Origin of the sequence: Bartonella sp. 11B (assembly GCF_002022625.1) — a bacterium.
GTDB classification, from domain to species: Bacteria; Pseudomonadota; Alphaproteobacteria; order Rhizobiales; family Rhizobiaceae; genus Bartonella; species Bartonella rochalimae.
This window is the reverse complement of the sequence record NZ_CP019783.1, coordinates 282,664-298,613: the sequence shown is the minus strand read 5'-3', so window position 1 is coordinate 298,613 and position 15,950 is coordinate 282,664. Positions and strand designations below refer to the sequence as shown.

Genomic DNA, 15,950 nt, shown 5'->3' with positions numbered 1-15,950 from the left:
ATAGTTAAATTTATACGAATGCCCCTCCATCACAGTGCTCTCAAATCCTGAATATATATCTTCATCAAAAAGCGTGTAGAGGCACTTCTTGATTTTTATACATAGATATGATTGTGTCTTTCAAATAAAAGAAGGGGGGAAATAAAATAATGGTCGCACATGTTACAACGGTTGCTTTTCGTGGTCTAGAAGCAATTCCTGTTGATGTACAGGTTATGATTTCCTCCGGCAAAATAGGAATGGCTATTGTTGGATTAGCCGATAAAGCAGTCGCAGAAAGTCGTGAACGAATACAAGCAGCTCTTCATGCCTGCGGGCTTTCTATGCCAAACAAACGAGTTACCGTTAATCTTGCACCAGCTGATTTGCCCAAAGAAGGTTCACATTATGACCTTCCCATTGCCTTAGGCTTAATGCTCGCTATGAATCTTCTTCCTTCCGATATAGCTCAAAAATATATCATTTTAGGTGAATTATCACTTGATGGATCTATTAACTCTGTTAATGGTGTTTTACCAACTGCAATGACAGCATTATCGCTTGATAAAGGATTAATTTGCCCTCACAAATGCGGCCCAGAAGCAGCATGGGCAAACGCAGAAATGGATATTCTTGCCCCTGAAAATCTTCTTATGATAATCAACCATTTTAAAGGAACACAAATTCAAAAAAGACCACAACCACGTCAATATACCACATCAACCGAATTACCAGATCTCTGTGAGATTAAAGGACAACAATCTGCAAAACGAGCATTAGAAGTTTGTGCAGCAGGACGACATAATCTTCTATTTGTGGGTCCTCCTGGTGCAGGAAAATCTATGCTAGCCCAATGCTTACCTTCTATTTTACCACCTCTTGATAGCCGCGAGCTTTTAGATGTTGCTCTTATTTCTTCTATTACAGGAGAAACAACACATAATACTATATCACGCCATTGTCCCTTTCGTTCTCCACATCATTCTGCCTCTATGGCTGCAATGATTGGTGGTGGCCTCAAAGGACGGCCAGGAGAAGTATCACTTGCTCATAATGGTGTTTTATTTCTAGATGAATTTCCTGAATTTTCTCCTCAAGTTCTTGATTCTCTTCGTCAACCTTTAGAGAGCGGAGAATGCATTATTGCCCGTGCAAATCACCATATAAGCTATCCCGCTCGTATTCAACTCATCGCTGCAATGAACCCCTGTCGATGCGGTATGGCTGGTGAAAAAGGTCATGTTTGTTCCAAAGGTATACGGTGCCAAATTGATTATCAATCCCGTATTTCTGGTCCTTTACTTGATCGCATTGATTTACGTATCGAAGTCCCTGCTTTAACAGCAATGGATCTCATGCAACAAAAACAGTCAGAAAAAAGCTCTAATGTCGCAAAACGCGTTGCACAAGCGCGTTCTATTCAAGCTAAGCGTTTTGCAGCACTGGATCTTCCCCACATCCGAACCAATAGCGACTGTCCTGCAAAAATCATTGAACAAATTGCTATTCCCGATCAAAATGCCGCTACATTACTCCGTGATGTTAGCGAAAAGATGCACCTTTCCGCACGTGCTTATCATCGTATTCTCAAAGTCGCACGCACTATTGCTGATCTTGATCAAGCACAGCATCTTGCACGCCATCACCTTGCAGAAGCTATTTCCTATCGGTTAAACAACGAAAGACTTGTAACTATTACTTAATGAGTTTTAAATTAATAAAAACTAATTGGAAAATAACGTAAATAAAGCTCTGTCAGCTTACCATCACGCTCTAAAGATTTTAGAGCATAATTTAGAATATCAACTAAATGTGTATTCTTTTTTGCAACAGCGATTCGCATTCCTGCTCCTAAAAATTGTGGAGCTATATAAGCTCCTCCAACAAAATGACAACAATCCATTGATTGCGGATCATTTACCCATAAGGACAAAGCCAATCCGTCATCAAAAATAAGATCAATTTCATGATCCTGTAATGCTTTATAGAGCATTTTTCTATTATCAAACCCATGCCATTCAGCTTGAGGAAAATAACTATGAAACAGTTTTTCATATGCACTATTAATTAAAAATCCACTCTTTAAATACTCAAGTTTATTGCTTATCAGTTCATTAAGATTCAAAGATTTATCCGATACAAAACGCGCAGGAAAACGCAAATAAGTTCCGGTAAAAGCAAGATATTGATGCATTTCCGTTGTTTCTTCTAAACCAGCAATCATTGCTTCTGCTTCATCGCTATTGAGATGATTTACCAATTCTTCCCGAGGCACAACTTCTACTTCACATAATTTTTCAAGTGTTAGTTTTACGCAAATGGCACGTAATAAATCAGCATTATAGCCTGCAAGATGACCTGTTTTATCAAGAAAGTTAAAAGGAGGAAAATCAAACGTTGTAACAAAACGTAAACGCTTTATATTCGCTATATCAGGCTGTATCAAATGTTCGTGCGCATTAAAAAAAGAAGGAAGCCTGCCTCCCATCCCAACCTTTACAAAAGATGAAAAAAAAAGGACCGACGCTATAAATAAAATTCCAATAAAAGAATTTAATATATTGATGAATATATTCATTTTTAAAATCTCCCCCCAATAAATTATTTATAGCTAAACTACTCTTTTTTCTTTGTCACAGTGTTAAAAGCTCAACTAAAAAGAGTTGATATTTTAAATAGGTTAAAGTCTTTAATATTCCTCACAATTGTTAAAAAATTTAAGAGTTTCTATATATTTTTAGATCTATAATATGGATTTTATAGTGTGCTTTTGTAGATAAAAATATAAAAAACAATAATTTTCTTAGTTTAAAATAAATTTCTATAGGAATATTGGCTTTATTCCTGTTTTCCTTGTAATGATTGTGACTTTCTTCTATTCTGCAGATATGCAAGAATGATATCTTAATTTTGTAAATACTATTCTAGACACAATCAATTCAAAACAATGAAGCAATAACTTTCCTTCCAAGGAACATAAATCTTATTTTAAAGCTATAAAATATAACCAAAATCATCCTTCATTTTTAAAATAGGAACCTCTTTATCATCCTTTTATTATAAAGGAATAATCGTGCAACACGTATCGACAAAACATCATCATTTGAATATGAAAAACCTCTATATCTATTCTAGACAGGACACATGTTGAATATAGATCTGATATACGGTAAACATCTAATGTTGTTATTCTATAAATAACGGGCTAAAATATTAAGCCCACAAAAAAATGACGAAATATTGAAATTAAATACAGAAATGGATTGACCTATGAGTGATGAAACAACTTCGCCAGCGTGTGGTGACTATGGTGCATCTTCCATTAAAGTCCTTAAAGGTCTTGATGCTGTGCGCAAACGTCCTGGCATGTATATTGGTGATACCGATGATGGTTCAGGTCTGCACCATATGGTTTATGAAGTTGTAGATAACGCTATTGATGAAGCTTTAGCTGGTTACGCTACTCTTGTAAATGTCACACTTCATGCTGATGGATCCTGCTCTGTTCGTGATAATGGACGTGGAATTCCAACAGATATTCATCCAACCGAGGGTATTTCGGCCGCTGAAGTTATCATGACACAACTCCATGCTGGTGGAAAATTTGATCAAAATTCTTACAAAGTTTCCGGAGGATTGCATGGTGTTGGAGTTTCTGTTGTTAATGCACTTTCTGTTTGGCTACGGTTACGTATTAAGCGTAATGGAAAAATTCATGAAATGTCGTTTACACATGGAGTCGCTGATTCCCCATTAAAAATTGTTGATGATTGTGATTCAGAAAGCGGAACAGAAATAACTTTTTTACCAAGTTCTGAAACCTTTACGATGGTTGAATTTGATTTCGAAACTTTAGAGCGTCGTCTACGAGAATTAGCTTTTTTAAATTCGGGTATACACATCATCCTTACAGATCAACGTCATGCTGATGTTCAATCAGTAGAATTGCATTATGAAGGTGGATTAATTGAATTTGTCAAACATATCGATCAATCAAAAAAAGCTCTCATTGATAATCCTATTTATATCACAAACGAAAAAGATGGCATAAGCGTAGATGTTGCTTTATGGTGGAATGATTCCTACCATGAAAAAGTATTGTGTTTTACTAATAATATTCCGCAACGAGATGGAGGAACTCATTTAGCAGGTTTTCGTAGCGCTTTAACACGTCAAATTAATGGTTATGCAGAATCCTCAGGGATTGCCAAAAAAGAAAAAGTTAATTTAACTGGTGATGATTGTCGTGAAGGCTTAACAGCTATTCTTTCTGTCAAAGTGCCTGACCCAAAATTTTCCTCTCAAACAAAAGATAAATTGGTTTCTTCAGAGGTGCGTCCTATTGTTGAAAATTTGGTCAATGAAGGTCTTTCATCATGGCTAGAAGAACACCCTAATGAAGCAAAAATCCTTATCAGTAAAGTAGTAGAAGCTGCAGCTGCCCGTGAAGCAGCTCGTAAAGCACGGGAACTCACACGACGTAAAGGAGCCCTTGATATCACTTCTTTACCAGGAAAACTTGCTGATTGTCAGGAACGTGATCCTACAAAATCAGAAATCTTTATTGTCGAGGGAGATTCAGCTGGTGGATCCGCTAAAAGTGGACGTTCACGTCAAAATCAAGCAATTTTGCCCTTGCGTGGTAAAATTCTTAACGTCGAACGAGCACGCTTTGACCGAATGCTTTCATCTGAAATGATCGGAACACTCATCACTGCTCTTGGTACCTCCATCGGGAAAGACGAATTTTCGCCAGATAAGGTACGTTATCATAAAATTATTATTATGACAGATGCGGACGTTGACGGAGCACATATCCGCACCCTACTTCTCACCTTCTTTTTTAGACAAATGCCTGAATTGATTGAACGTGGACATCTGTATATTGCTCAACCACCTCTTTATAAAGTATCCTGTGGTAAATCTTTTCAATATATAAAAAATGAAGCAGCATTCGAAGAATTTTTAATTGATGCGGGATTGGAAGAAACGACATTAGAACTTGCAACAGGTGAGGTTCTTGCCGGTGCTGATTTGCGTAAGCTTGCTGAAGATGCCCGTATGTTACGCCAACTTCTCAATGGTCTTCACACACGCTATGATCGTAATATCGTTGAGCAAGCCGCAATTGCTGGTATTTTTGGCTCTAAAGCTTTTACAACACCAGAAAAAGCTCAACAAACAGCAGACAATGTGGCAAATCGATTGGATTTAATTGCTGATGATATGGAACGCGGTTGGACGGGTATCTGTGCACCAGAAGGAGGGTTGTATTTTGAGCGTATTTTGCGTGGCGTTAAAGAAGTTATTACACTTGATGCAGGGCTTATAAATTCAGCGGATGCGCGCCAAATTGATCGTATTGCTCAAAATCTCATAGAAGTCTATAGTCCCCCTCCTCTCTTGCATCGCAAGGATAAATCAGAGCGTATCTTTGGACCTATTAGTTTATTAGAAAGTATTTTTAAAAATGGCAAAAAAGGTTTGACTTTACAGCGTTATAAAGGTCTTGGAGAAATGAACGCCGACCAATTGTGGGAAACAACCCTTAATCCTGACGCACGTACTCTTTTACAGGTTAAAATTAATGACGCAACGGATGCAGACTCACTCTTTTCTCGCTTAATGGGTGATGAAGTTGAACCACGGCGATCTTTTATTCAAGATAATGCCTTAAGTGTTGCTAATCTGGATATCTAAAAGCGCTTTTTTATCTTAAGCTGTATATAAACATTATGATTTTATCCGTTGTTTTTTCGTATTTGAGCATTTTTTTCACATGTCGTTTACGATAAAAGAAAAATAAGAAAGGTCATGTATTATGGCGGCGGAAACAGAACGCGTAGGAATTGAAGGAGGTATGGAACATTTTTTTGGTTTCAAAAAAGTTGATGAAATGCAAAAACAATCTATGGTTGATAATGTATTTCATTCTGTTGCTGAAAACTACGACAAAATGAATGATATCTTATCTCTTGGACTTCATCGTATATGGAAAAATTCTATGGTGGCGTGGCTATCTCCCCCTGCTATTTCTAACTGGAAAGCTCTTGATGTAGCCGGTGGTACTGGCGACATTGCTTTTCGTATTCTCAACGCCTCACGCAAAAAAGCTCATGTTACAGTCCTTGATATTAATGACTCAATGCTAAACGTTGGTAAAAAACGTGCACAAAAAAATAATCTTGCCTCTCTTATTGACTTTATTGAAGCCAATGCAGAACTTTTGCCTTTTGAAGATCAAAGTTTTGATGCTTATACTATTGCCTTTGGAATTCGTAATGTACCACATATTGATAAAGCTCTTAAAGAAGCTTTTCGTGTTTTAAAACCAGGTGGACGTTTTTTGTGCTTAGAATTTTCAAATGTTGAAATGCCTCTACTTGATAAAATTTATGACCTTTGGTCTTTCCATGCTATTCCCAAACTGGGTCAATTCATTGCAGGTGATCATGATGCATATCATTATTTGATTGAATCGATTCGTAAATTTCCTAAACAAAATGACTTTGCCCATATCATCAAAAGCGCAGGCTTTTCCTCGGTATCATATCGCACTCTTACAGGTGCTATTGCAACATTATATTCAGGTTGGAAAATTTAAAAAATGGTACAAATTTCTACCTATTTTCAACTTTTACGTGCATTATTTGTTTTTACGCGAGAGGGTGTTATTAGCGCTCTCCCTTGTGATGGCCTTCAAGGATTTCCAGCAGTATATCACCGTATAGCGAGCGTATTAGCACGACGTAAAACGAAAAAAAAACATCGATCTGAAAATATATCACATGCTATCAATAAACTTGGCCCATCTTACGTCAAACTTGGTCAATTTCTTGCTACTCGGCCAGATATTGTTGGGCGCGATATTGCAGCAGACTTAGCTCAACTCCAAGATCGTGTTCAAACTTTTCCTTGTGCCGATGCAATTATTCAAATTGAAAACTCTCTCGGCCAATCTATTAATGATTTATTCACAGATTTTCACCCGCCTATTGCAGCAGCTTCTATTGCCCAAGTTCACCCAGCTGAATACTATGATAAAACAGGCAACAAAAAAAAATGCGCCGTTAAAGTTATCCGTCCTAATATTAGAAATCGTTTTGCAAAAGACCTTAAAGGTTTTTATCTCATTGCCCATTTACAAGAACGTTATATACCTGCCTCTCGACGTTTACGTCCCGTTCGTGTTGTTGATACTTTGGCACAAACAACGCAAATTGAAATGGATTTGCGCTTAGAAGCAGCTGCTATATCAGAAATGGCTGAAAATACTCAACATGATGCAGGTTTTCGGGTACCCAAAATTGATTGGGAACGAACGGGGCGGAATGTTTTAACAATGGAATGGATTGATGGCATAAAAATGTCTGATATTCCAGAACTTAAAAAAGCTGGTTTTGATTTAAAAGCTTTAGCCATTACACTCATTCAATCTTTTCTCCGTCATACTTTACGTGATGGCTTTTTTCATGCTGATATGCATCCTGGTAATTTATTTGTTGATCCACAAGGATGTATTGTTGCGGTTGATTTAGGAATCACAGGACGGCTTGGAAAAAAAGAAAAGCATTTTCTTGCTGAAATTCTTTACGGTTTTATTACTCGCGATTATCATCGTGTAGCATACGCTCATTTTGAAGCAGGTTATGTCCCATCACATCATAATATTGAGAGTTTTGCTCAAGCCAACCGAGCTATTGGTGAACCTATTCATGGACAATCCGCACAAAGTATTTCTATGGCCAAATTGCTTACACTCTTATTTGAAGTTACTGAACTATTTGATATGAAAACGCGGCCTGAACTCTTATTACTGCAAAAAACCATGGTGGTTGTTGAAGGAGTAGCACGCTCATTAGATCAAGATTTTAACATGTGGAAAGCCTCTGAACCAATTGTCAAAGAATGGATTAGCAAAAACTTAGGACCGATCGGACTTGTAAAAGATATGAGTGAAGGAACACAAGCATTGCTTTCACTTGTACGTCAAACTCCACAATTGATACAAAATTTCCAACAGATAGAAGAAGGGTTAAGTAAAATGACAAAGACAGGACTTTATCTTTCTCCTGCTACGCTTAAACAACTTGCTTTTGAACAAAGACGCAATAACCGTTATGGTCGCTATAGCTTATTCATTATTGCTTTTTGTTTGCTTTTTATCACTTTTTTTCTTTTTCCTTCTTTCTAACTTACGCAATATATTAAAATATTAAAGGAGACACAATTAATGAAACTATTTCTATCATTTTAATATTTCGGAGATATATTATGGCGAATATTACCCTTCGAAATGTATCACTTGAGATTCAAGAATTTCTGCGTGTACGCGCTGCGCAAAATGGTATTTCTATAGAAGAAGAAACTCTTCACATATTAAATAATCTCGCAAAAACATCCATTATATCACAACAAAAAGTAAGCACTGTTGAACAACAATCATTAAAATCAAAATCAATTCTTCTTATTATTGGTGGCAGTATTGCAGCCTATAAAGCACTTGATTTAATTCGCCGTTTGCGAGAACGTGGAGCCCATTTAAACATTATTATGACAAAAGCAGCTCAAAAATTTATCACCTCTCTAGCTGCTGAAGTTCTCAATGGTGGTCATGTATATAACGATTTATTTTCACGTGAAGAAGAACAAGATGTTGCTCATATCCGATTAGCGCGTCAGGCTGATTTAATTATTGTAGCTCCAGCCACTGCAAATCGTATTGCAAAAATAGCCACTGGAATAGCGGATGATTTAGCTAATTGCGCCATCTTAGCAGCACATTGTCCACTTTTAATTGCTCCTGCAATGAATCCAGCTATGTGGACACACCCAGCGACTATTCGTAACATTGCAAAATTGTGTGCAGATGGAGTCCACATGGTAGGACCAGAAGTAGGCGAAATGGCTGAACAAAACGAAAGAGGTTGTGGACGTATGAGTGAGCCTCTAACCATTGTAGCTTCAACAGAAGCACTTTTGGGTGCACAAAAAAAATCACTTTGTGGTCGTCACTTTATTGTAACTTCTGGACCTACTCATGAACCAATTGACCCAGTGCGTTATCTAGCTAATAGCTCATCAGGTAAACAAGGACATGCCATTGCAATAGCCTTAGCTAACTTAGGTGCAACTGTGACACTTATTTGTGGTCCTGTTGATCTTATGGATCCAGGAGGAGTAAAAACTATTCATGTGAAAACAGCTTGCCAAATGTTACAAGCCGTACAAGAATCACTCCCCGCTGATGGTGCTATTTTTGTTGCTGCTGTTTGTGATTGGCGCAGTCAAACACAATCTTTGCAGAAAATAAAAAAGGAATCCAATCAAACACCATTTTCTTTGCACATGGTTGAAAATCCTGACATTTTAGCTACAATCGGTCATGCTCCAAATCGTCCTCCACTTGTGATTGGCTTTGCTGCTGAAACGTGCAATATCATTGCTAATGCACAAAAAAAATGTATTCAAAAAGGAGCAGACTTCATTCTTGCTAATAATGTTTCTTTTAACGCAGATGGTAAAAACGTCATGGGTTCTGATACAAATGAAATTTTTTTCGTAAGCAAAAACAATATCGAACATTGGCCACGTATGAGTAAACAAAAAGTAGCTGAAAAATTGGTAAATATTATTGTATCATTTTTTTCTTCTCTTGCTACCACTCATGAATAACGAATAGAATCCTATTCTCAATGAAAACAATTAATCCTAAAAATATAATTTACACGATAAATATTATAATATAAAATACTCTTTATTCTATCTCTCGTTTTTTATTCTTCATTTCTCACTTATTGCTCATGATTTTTACTGCTGCTTATTACGCTCTACAACGCCTTTTTAGTCAGAAATATCGCTCAATGATATGGAAAGTGTTAGGACTTACTTTTATCGTCTTTGTTATTATATGGTCATGTACACGTCAGTTTTTTATGTCCTACTTTTGGCTTTGGATTGCTCATTTTGTTCCTAGATTAACCAATTGGGCAGAATGGATAGAGTTAAGCATACTGATTATTTTTAATCTTGGTTTGTCTTTATTAATCGCCTTTTTTATTGCTCCAATCACAGCAATGATTGGCAGTTTTTTTATTGATAACGCTGCTGAAATTATTGAAAAAGAAGATTATCCAAATGAGCCTACTGGACAAGCTATGTCATTTGGATATTCTGTTATTTTTGCTTTGAAATTTATTATCTTAAGTCTTTTCGGAAATGTAATTGCTTTTTTCTTGTTTTTTATACCGAATATTAATTTACTTGCCTTTTATATAATTAATGGCTATCTTTTTGGCCGTCAATATTTCGCCTTTGCTGCTTATCGTTTTCGATCTAAACAAGAAGCTCATGCTTTTTTACGGACTCATCATACCACTGTTTTTTGTGCAGGTTTATTGATAGCGTTTTTTGTTTCTATTCCTATCCTTAATTTGGTCACGCCGCTTTTTGCAGCTGCCTTTATGACACATTTACACAAAATGCTTTCACGCCAAAAATCTACATCCATTACACTGAAACAATAACACTTGATTCATTAAAATAAGGAAAAGAAATATATTTTTATAAAACCAACACGACTTCAAACAATTTTATAAGCTGAGAAAAAATAGGCTTAAATTTAGAATATGCCATCTTAAAATTATTGAAATAATAAATTTCAGAATAAAAGATTGACCTATTATATTTTCTCAAAAATTCCTTATAATAAAGTCATTATTGCCAATTTCTCGCATAATCGTACCGCAATGCAATTTGACATTAAAATAAAAAACTAACAAAATAAATTATCTTAATTATAGAAAAATTTTTATTTGAGCTATTATCATCGCATTAAATGAAGTAATTTATTGTTTATTTGGAGCAAAGATAAGCTTCACTATTCGGTCCTACATTCCCTCAACCCACACATAAGGTGTATAACATTTCATAGAGAGGCGACAAAGATGAACTGGATTACAAATTATGTTCGTCCTAAAATCAATTCCATATTAGGACATCGTGAAATTCCGGATAATCTATGGGTCAAAGATCCCACCAATGGTCAAATGGTTTTCCATAAAGATCTGGAAGCTAATCAATATGTGATTCCTAATTCTGGCTATCATATGCGTATTAGTGCTAAAAATCGCCTCATGCATTTCTTTGATGATGGCATTTATACACTGATTGAAAATCCAAAAGTTGTCATAGATCCATTAAAATTTCGCGATGAAAAACGTTATATTGACCGGTTAAAAGATTATCGTTCTAAGCTTGGTGTTGATGATAATATTCTAAATGCACGAGGAACTATTGAAGGTTTACCAATTATTGCTACTGTTCAAGATTTCGCGTTTATGGGTGGATCACTTGGCATGGCTGCAGGAGAAGCTATTATAAAAGCTTTTCATACTGCCATTCAAGAGAAGTGCCCTTTAGTTCTTTTCGCAGCTTCAGGTGGAGCAAGAATGCAAGAAGGAACATTATCATTGATGCAAATGCCACGCACAACAGTAGCAATTGAAATGATAAAAGAAGAAAAACTACCTTATATTGTGGTTCTTACCAATCCTACCACTGGTGGTGTTACTGCTTCTTATGCTATGCTAGGTGATATCCATATTGCTGAACCTGGTGCTATGATTGGCTTTGCAGGACCACGTGTTATTCAACAAACAATTCGTGAAACATTGCCTGAAGGTTTCCAAAGTAGTGAATATCTCTTTGAACATGGTATGATTGATATGGTTGTTTCTCGTTTGGAAATGAAAACTACTATTGCGCGGCTTTTACGTTTAATGACAAAAAGTCCTGCAATTTCTAAATCTTCTAATCCATCATCCATTCAATCTGCAAAAACTGATTTCTGAAGCCAAATCTATTAAATTATGAAAAAAAGCTGCATGCAAAAAGTGATAGATGATTTACTAAAAATCTATCCGCGAAAGTGTGATCTTTCTTTAGAGCGTATTTCACGTCTTTTAAAATGTCTTGATAACCCACATTTAAATCTTGCTCCTATTATTCATATTGCTGGAACAAATGGTAAAGGATCTGCTTCAGCTATTTGTCGTGCTCTTTTAGAGAGTGCAGGCTATCGTGTTCATGTATACAGCTCTCCTCACTTAGTTAATTGGAATGAGCGTTTTCGACTCAATCACAAAGGAGGCAGCCAATTTGTCACAGATAGCCTATTAAGCAAAACAATTCATCAAATTATAGAAGTAAATTGCAACGAACCTATCACTATTTTTGAAGTTTTTACGGCTGCTGCTTTTATGTTGTTTAGCACGCACCCAGCTGATGTCATTATTTTAGAAGTTGGATTAGGAGGACGTTTTGATGCCACAAATATCATTAACAAGCCAGCTGTATCGCTTATCATGCCTATTGATTATGATCATGAATCTTTTCTTGGTAACACAATTGAACAAATTGCTTTTCAAAAAGGAGGAATTATTAAACCAGAAGTTCCTGTAGTCATTGGTAAACAAGATCATGAAATAACTTATTCTTTTCTTAGTGATCTTGCTGTCAAAAATAAAGCACCCTACTACCTTTTTAACCAAGATTATCAAAGCTATGAAGAATACGGACGTATGGTATTTCAAAATAATCAAGGCCTAATGGATCTCCCGCTCCCTAAGCTTATTGGTGCTCATCAAATTGACAACGCCGGTGCTGCTATTGAGGCAATTTACCAAGCAGGTTTTCAACTCTCAGAACAAGTCATAAGCAACGCTTTACAAAATCTTTATTGGCCAGCACGGATGCAACATCTGACTCACGGGAAATTGGTCGATCAACTTCCTCCCGATTTTGATTTATGGCTAGATGGTGGTCATAACTCTGCCGCTGGAAAAGCCATCGCAAAAATATTAACCCAGTGGAAAGAAAAATCAAATTGCCCCATTGTAATGATTGCTGGCATGCTTAATACTAAAGACAGCGTTGGTTATTTTCGCCCTTTGGTCAATCTTGTCAAGAAAGTGTATACAGTTCCTTTAATTTCCAGTAATGCAGGTATTTGTCCCAAAATTTTAGCAGAATTAGCTCAAAAAGCAGGGCTTATCGCTAGTCCACAGGCTAATCTACAAGCTGCATTTCACAAAATTAGCTCAGAATATAAAAAAGCAATTGTCCTCATTGGTGGTTCTTTGTACCTTGCTGGTGATATTTTGCGTGACAATCAAACGCCCCCATGTTAGTAACAACCAGGTGTTTTTAGCGCCTTAATGACAGGATTTTTGATCATGAAACTTGATTACGCCCTTTATCAAAAACCTAAACTTATCACTGTTTTTGGCGGATCCGGTTTTGTAGGACGGCATGTTGTAGAAGCCTTAACAAAGCGAGGTTATCGAGTACGTATTGCTGTACGTTGTCCACAAAAAGCTTATTATATGTTACAAATGGGCGAAGTAGGACAAACACAGATGCTTAAAACTGACGTCAGAAATTATACTTCAGTTGAGCATGCATTATTGGGAACAGATGGTGCAGTTTTTCTTCCTGGAAGCTTAGCCCAAACAAACAAGCCGAATTTTCAAAATATACAAGTTGATGGTGCGAAACATGTTTCTGAATTAACAGCTAAAGCTGGTATTCCTCTCATCTATATGTCAACACTTATTTCCGATGAAAATGCCTCATTTTCTTATGCACGCACTAAAGCTATAAGTGAACAGATTGTTCGTAATACGCATTCTCAAGCAGTTATTATGCGTTCATCTGTTATTTTCGGACCAGAAGATTGTTTTTTTAATTTTTTAGCAAATTTCTCTCGTTTTATGCCAATTATGCCACTTTTTGGTGGGGGGCAAAGTAAATTGCAACCTGTTTATGTTGGTGATATTGCTAAATTTGTTGTATATGCTTTAGAAAAGCGTGTTGTTTTAGGCAAAAATTATGACCTTGGTGGGCCCAAAGTTCTTACATTCCAAAATACTCTTGAAGAGATATTAAAAGTTATTCACCGCAAAAAAAGAACACTTCCTCTACCTCTGGCTATGGGACTTTTTATCGGAGGTTTCTTCGGAACTCTTGGCAAAGTACCCCTCTTTCCAAAACTCGTAACAGCTAATCAAATACGCTTTTTACAAAAGGATCATATTGTTTCTCAAGAGGCTAAAGATAATGGATATACTTTAGAGGGAGTAGGAATTACGCCTAAATCAATGGCAGCTATTTTACCAAGTTATCTGTGGCGATTCCGTCCGCAAGGACAGTTTTCTCATAATTTATCAATTTAATACACTTCGATTTTGTGAGCTCATTTATTTTCCTATAAAAAAGAAAAAAATTTAAAGATCTTGAAATATCTGTAAGTTTTACATTTTTCTCAAAATAAAATTTTATAATGATTTTTTCTTGCATCTAAAGAACTTTAAAATTTTCTGGTTCGCTTCTCACATCACCATTTAAAATGTTAATACACATTTGTTCCGTAAACTGATGAACATTTAAAATTTTTTTCATTTAGACAAATATTTGTATTTGCTTGCATTTCTTTTTAATTTCTCCTACCGTTCTGGAAAAATAATTTTGAAAGAACAAAAATGACGGCTCAAGATTATGTTATCAAAGATATCGCACTAGCTGCTTATGGTCGTAAAGAACTTGATATTGCAGAAACGGAAATGCCTGGTTTAATGGCTTGCCGTAAAGAATTTTCTTCCAGTCAACCTTTACGTGGAGCACGTATTTCTGGTTCATTACACATGACCATTCAAACAGGCGTCTTGATTGAAACATTAAAAGCAATTGGTGCTGATATACGATGGAGCTCTAGTAATATTTTTTCTACACAAGATCATGCAGCAGCAGCTATTGCAGCTACGGGAATCCCAGTCTTCGCAATCAAGGGAGAAACACTTGAAGAATATTGGACCTATATTGATGCAATTTTTCAATGGCCTGATGGTAAACTTTCTAATCTTATATTAGATGATGGAGGCGATGCTACTAACTATATTTTAATAGGTAGCTGTGCAGAGGAAAACAAAAACATCCTATCGAATCCTAAAACAGAAGAGGAAGAATTATTTTTCAAACAAATTCAAAAACGTATAGCTCTCACACCGGGATTTTTTACGCGTCAGCGCGCAGCAATCAAAGGTGTAAGCGAAGAGACTACAACGGGAATACACCGCCTTTATCAATTACAGAAAAAAGGACTTTTGTTTTTTCCTGCTATTAATGTCAATGATAGCGTTACAAAATCAAAATTTGATAATAGATACGGATGTAAGGAATCATTAGTCGATGGTATCAGGCGTGGAACGGATGTGATGATAGCAGGTAAAATAGCTATTATCTGTGGTTATGGTGACGTTGGTAAAGGTTCAGCAGCTTCTCTTTCAGGCGCTGGAGCACGTGTAAAAATAACAGAAATTGATCCAATTTGCGCTCTTCAAGCCGCTATGGATGGCTATGAAGTTGTTACTTTGGAAGATGCAGCTTCTAGCGCTGATATTATTATAACAACTACTGGAAATAAAGATGTTGTCCGCTTAGAACATATGCGACAAGTTAAAGATATGTGTATTCTAGGAAATATTGGTCATTTTGACAATGAAATACAAGTATCAGCTCTCAGAAATCTACCATGGACAAATATTAAACCACAAGTTGATATGATTACTTTTCCTGATGGCAAACGCATAATTTTATTATCTGAAGGACGTTTGTTAAATCTTGGTAATGCCACAGGCCATCCTTCTTTTATCATGTCCGCTTCATTTACTAATCAAGTATTAGCGCAGATTGAGCTGTTTATTAATGCAAAAAATTATAAAAATGAAGTAACGTGTTTACCTAAACATCTTGATGAAAAAGTTGCGCGTCTTCATCTTGATCGGCTAAAAATAAAATTAAGCGTTTTATCGGAAGAACAAGCCGCTTATATTGGGGTTCCCTTACAGGGACCTTATAAGCCAGAACATTATCGTTATTAGGATATTGTCTTAGTACAAAGAAAAAAGACGCAT

General features: G+C 36.3%; 11 protein-coding genes. 10 read left to right on the top strand and 1 reads right to left on the bottom strand.

What is annotated here, in order from left to right:
• Nucleotides 1–149: 149 nt before the first annotated feature.
• Complete coding sequence (locus Bho11B_RS01305) at nt 150–1,682, top strand: YifB family Mg chelatase-like AAA ATPase (RefSeq protein ID WP_078673459.1); 1,533 nt, start codon at nt 150–152, stop codon at nt 1,680–1,682.
• A gap of 11 nt (nt 1,683–1,693) precedes the next feature.
• Here the strand turns inward: Bho11B_RS01305 and Bho11B_RS01300 are convergent, their stop codons facing one another.
• The gene (locus tag Bho11B_RS01300; RefSeq protein WP_078673458.1) at nt 1,694–2,557 is read right to left on the bottom strand and encodes a transporter substrate-binding domain-containing protein; all 864 of its coding nucleotides are present in this window, start codon (nt 2,555–2,557) and stop codon (nt 1,694–1,696) included.
• A gap of 692 nt (nt 2,558–3,249) precedes the next feature.
• Here Bho11B_RS01300 and gyrB point away from each other — a divergent pair.
• The 9 genes from gyrB to ahcY all read left to right on the top strand — a co-directional run bounded on the left by gyrB (nt 3,250) and on the right by ahcY (nt 15,917).
• Nucleotides 3,250–5,679 (top strand): DNA topoisomerase (ATP-hydrolyzing) subunit B, encoded by a 2,430-nt coding sequence (gene gyrB, locus Bho11B_RS01295; RefSeq protein WP_078673457.1) that lies wholly within the window; start codon nt 3,250–3,252, stop codon nt 5,677–5,679.
• 121 nt (nt 5,680–5,800) lie between these two features.
• Nucleotides 5,801–6,583, top strand: a complete 783-nt coding sequence (gene ubiE, locus Bho11B_RS01290; protein ID WP_078673456.1) for a bifunctional demethylmenaquinone methyltransferase/2-methoxy-6-polyprenyl-1,4-benzoquinol methylase UbiE — start codon at nt 5,801–5,803, stop codon at nt 6,581–6,583.
• Nucleotides 6,584–6,586: 3 nt separating this feature from the next.
• Nucleotides 6,587–8,173, top strand: coding sequence for a 2-polyprenylphenol 6-hydroxylase (gene ubiB, locus Bho11B_RS01285; protein WP_078674129.1), 1,587 nt, complete (start codon nt 6,587–6,589; stop codon nt 8,171–8,173).
• Between the two features lie 80 nt (nt 8,174–8,253).
• Complete coding sequence (gene coaBC, locus Bho11B_RS01280) at nt 8,254–9,654, top strand: bifunctional phosphopantothenoylcysteine decarboxylase/phosphopantothenate--cysteine ligase CoaBC (RefSeq protein WP_035006377.1); 1,401 nt, start codon at nt 8,254–8,256, stop codon at nt 9,652–9,654.
• Nucleotides 9,655–9,782: 128 nt separating this feature from the next.
• Nucleotides 9,783–10,505, top strand: a complete 723-nt coding sequence (locus tag Bho11B_RS01275) for a sulfate transporter family protein (RefSeq protein WP_035006378.1) — start codon at nt 9,783–9,785, stop codon at nt 10,503–10,505.
• A gap of 420 nt (nt 10,506–10,925) precedes the next feature.
• The gene (accD, locus tag Bho11B_RS01270; protein WP_035006380.1) at nt 10,926–11,831 is read left to right on the top strand and encodes an acetyl-CoA carboxylase, carboxyltransferase subunit beta; all 906 of its coding nucleotides are present in this window, start codon (nt 10,926–10,928) and stop codon (nt 11,829–11,831) included.
• Nucleotides 11,832–11,849: 18 nt separating this feature from the next.
• Nucleotides 11,850–13,169 (top strand): folylpolyglutamate synthase/dihydrofolate synthase family protein, encoded by a 1,320-nt coding sequence (locus Bho11B_RS01265; protein WP_078673454.1) that lies wholly within the window; start codon nt 11,850–11,852, stop codon nt 13,167–13,169.
• A 45-nt stretch (nt 13,170–13,214) separates the two neighbouring features.
• Nucleotides 13,215–14,213 carry a complex I NDUFA9 subunit family protein gene (locus Bho11B_RS01260; protein WP_078674074.1) on the top strand — a complete coding sequence of 333 codons (999 nt, stop codon included), beginning with the start codon at nt 13,215–13,217 and terminating at the stop codon, nt 14,211–14,213.
• Between the two features lie 306 nt (nt 14,214–14,519).
• Nucleotides 14,520–15,917 (top strand): adenosylhomocysteinase, encoded by a 1,398-nt coding sequence (gene ahcY / locus Bho11B_RS01255; protein WP_035006382.1) that lies wholly within the window; start codon nt 14,520–14,522, stop codon nt 15,915–15,917.
• Nucleotides 15,918–15,950: the final 33 nt, after the last annotated feature.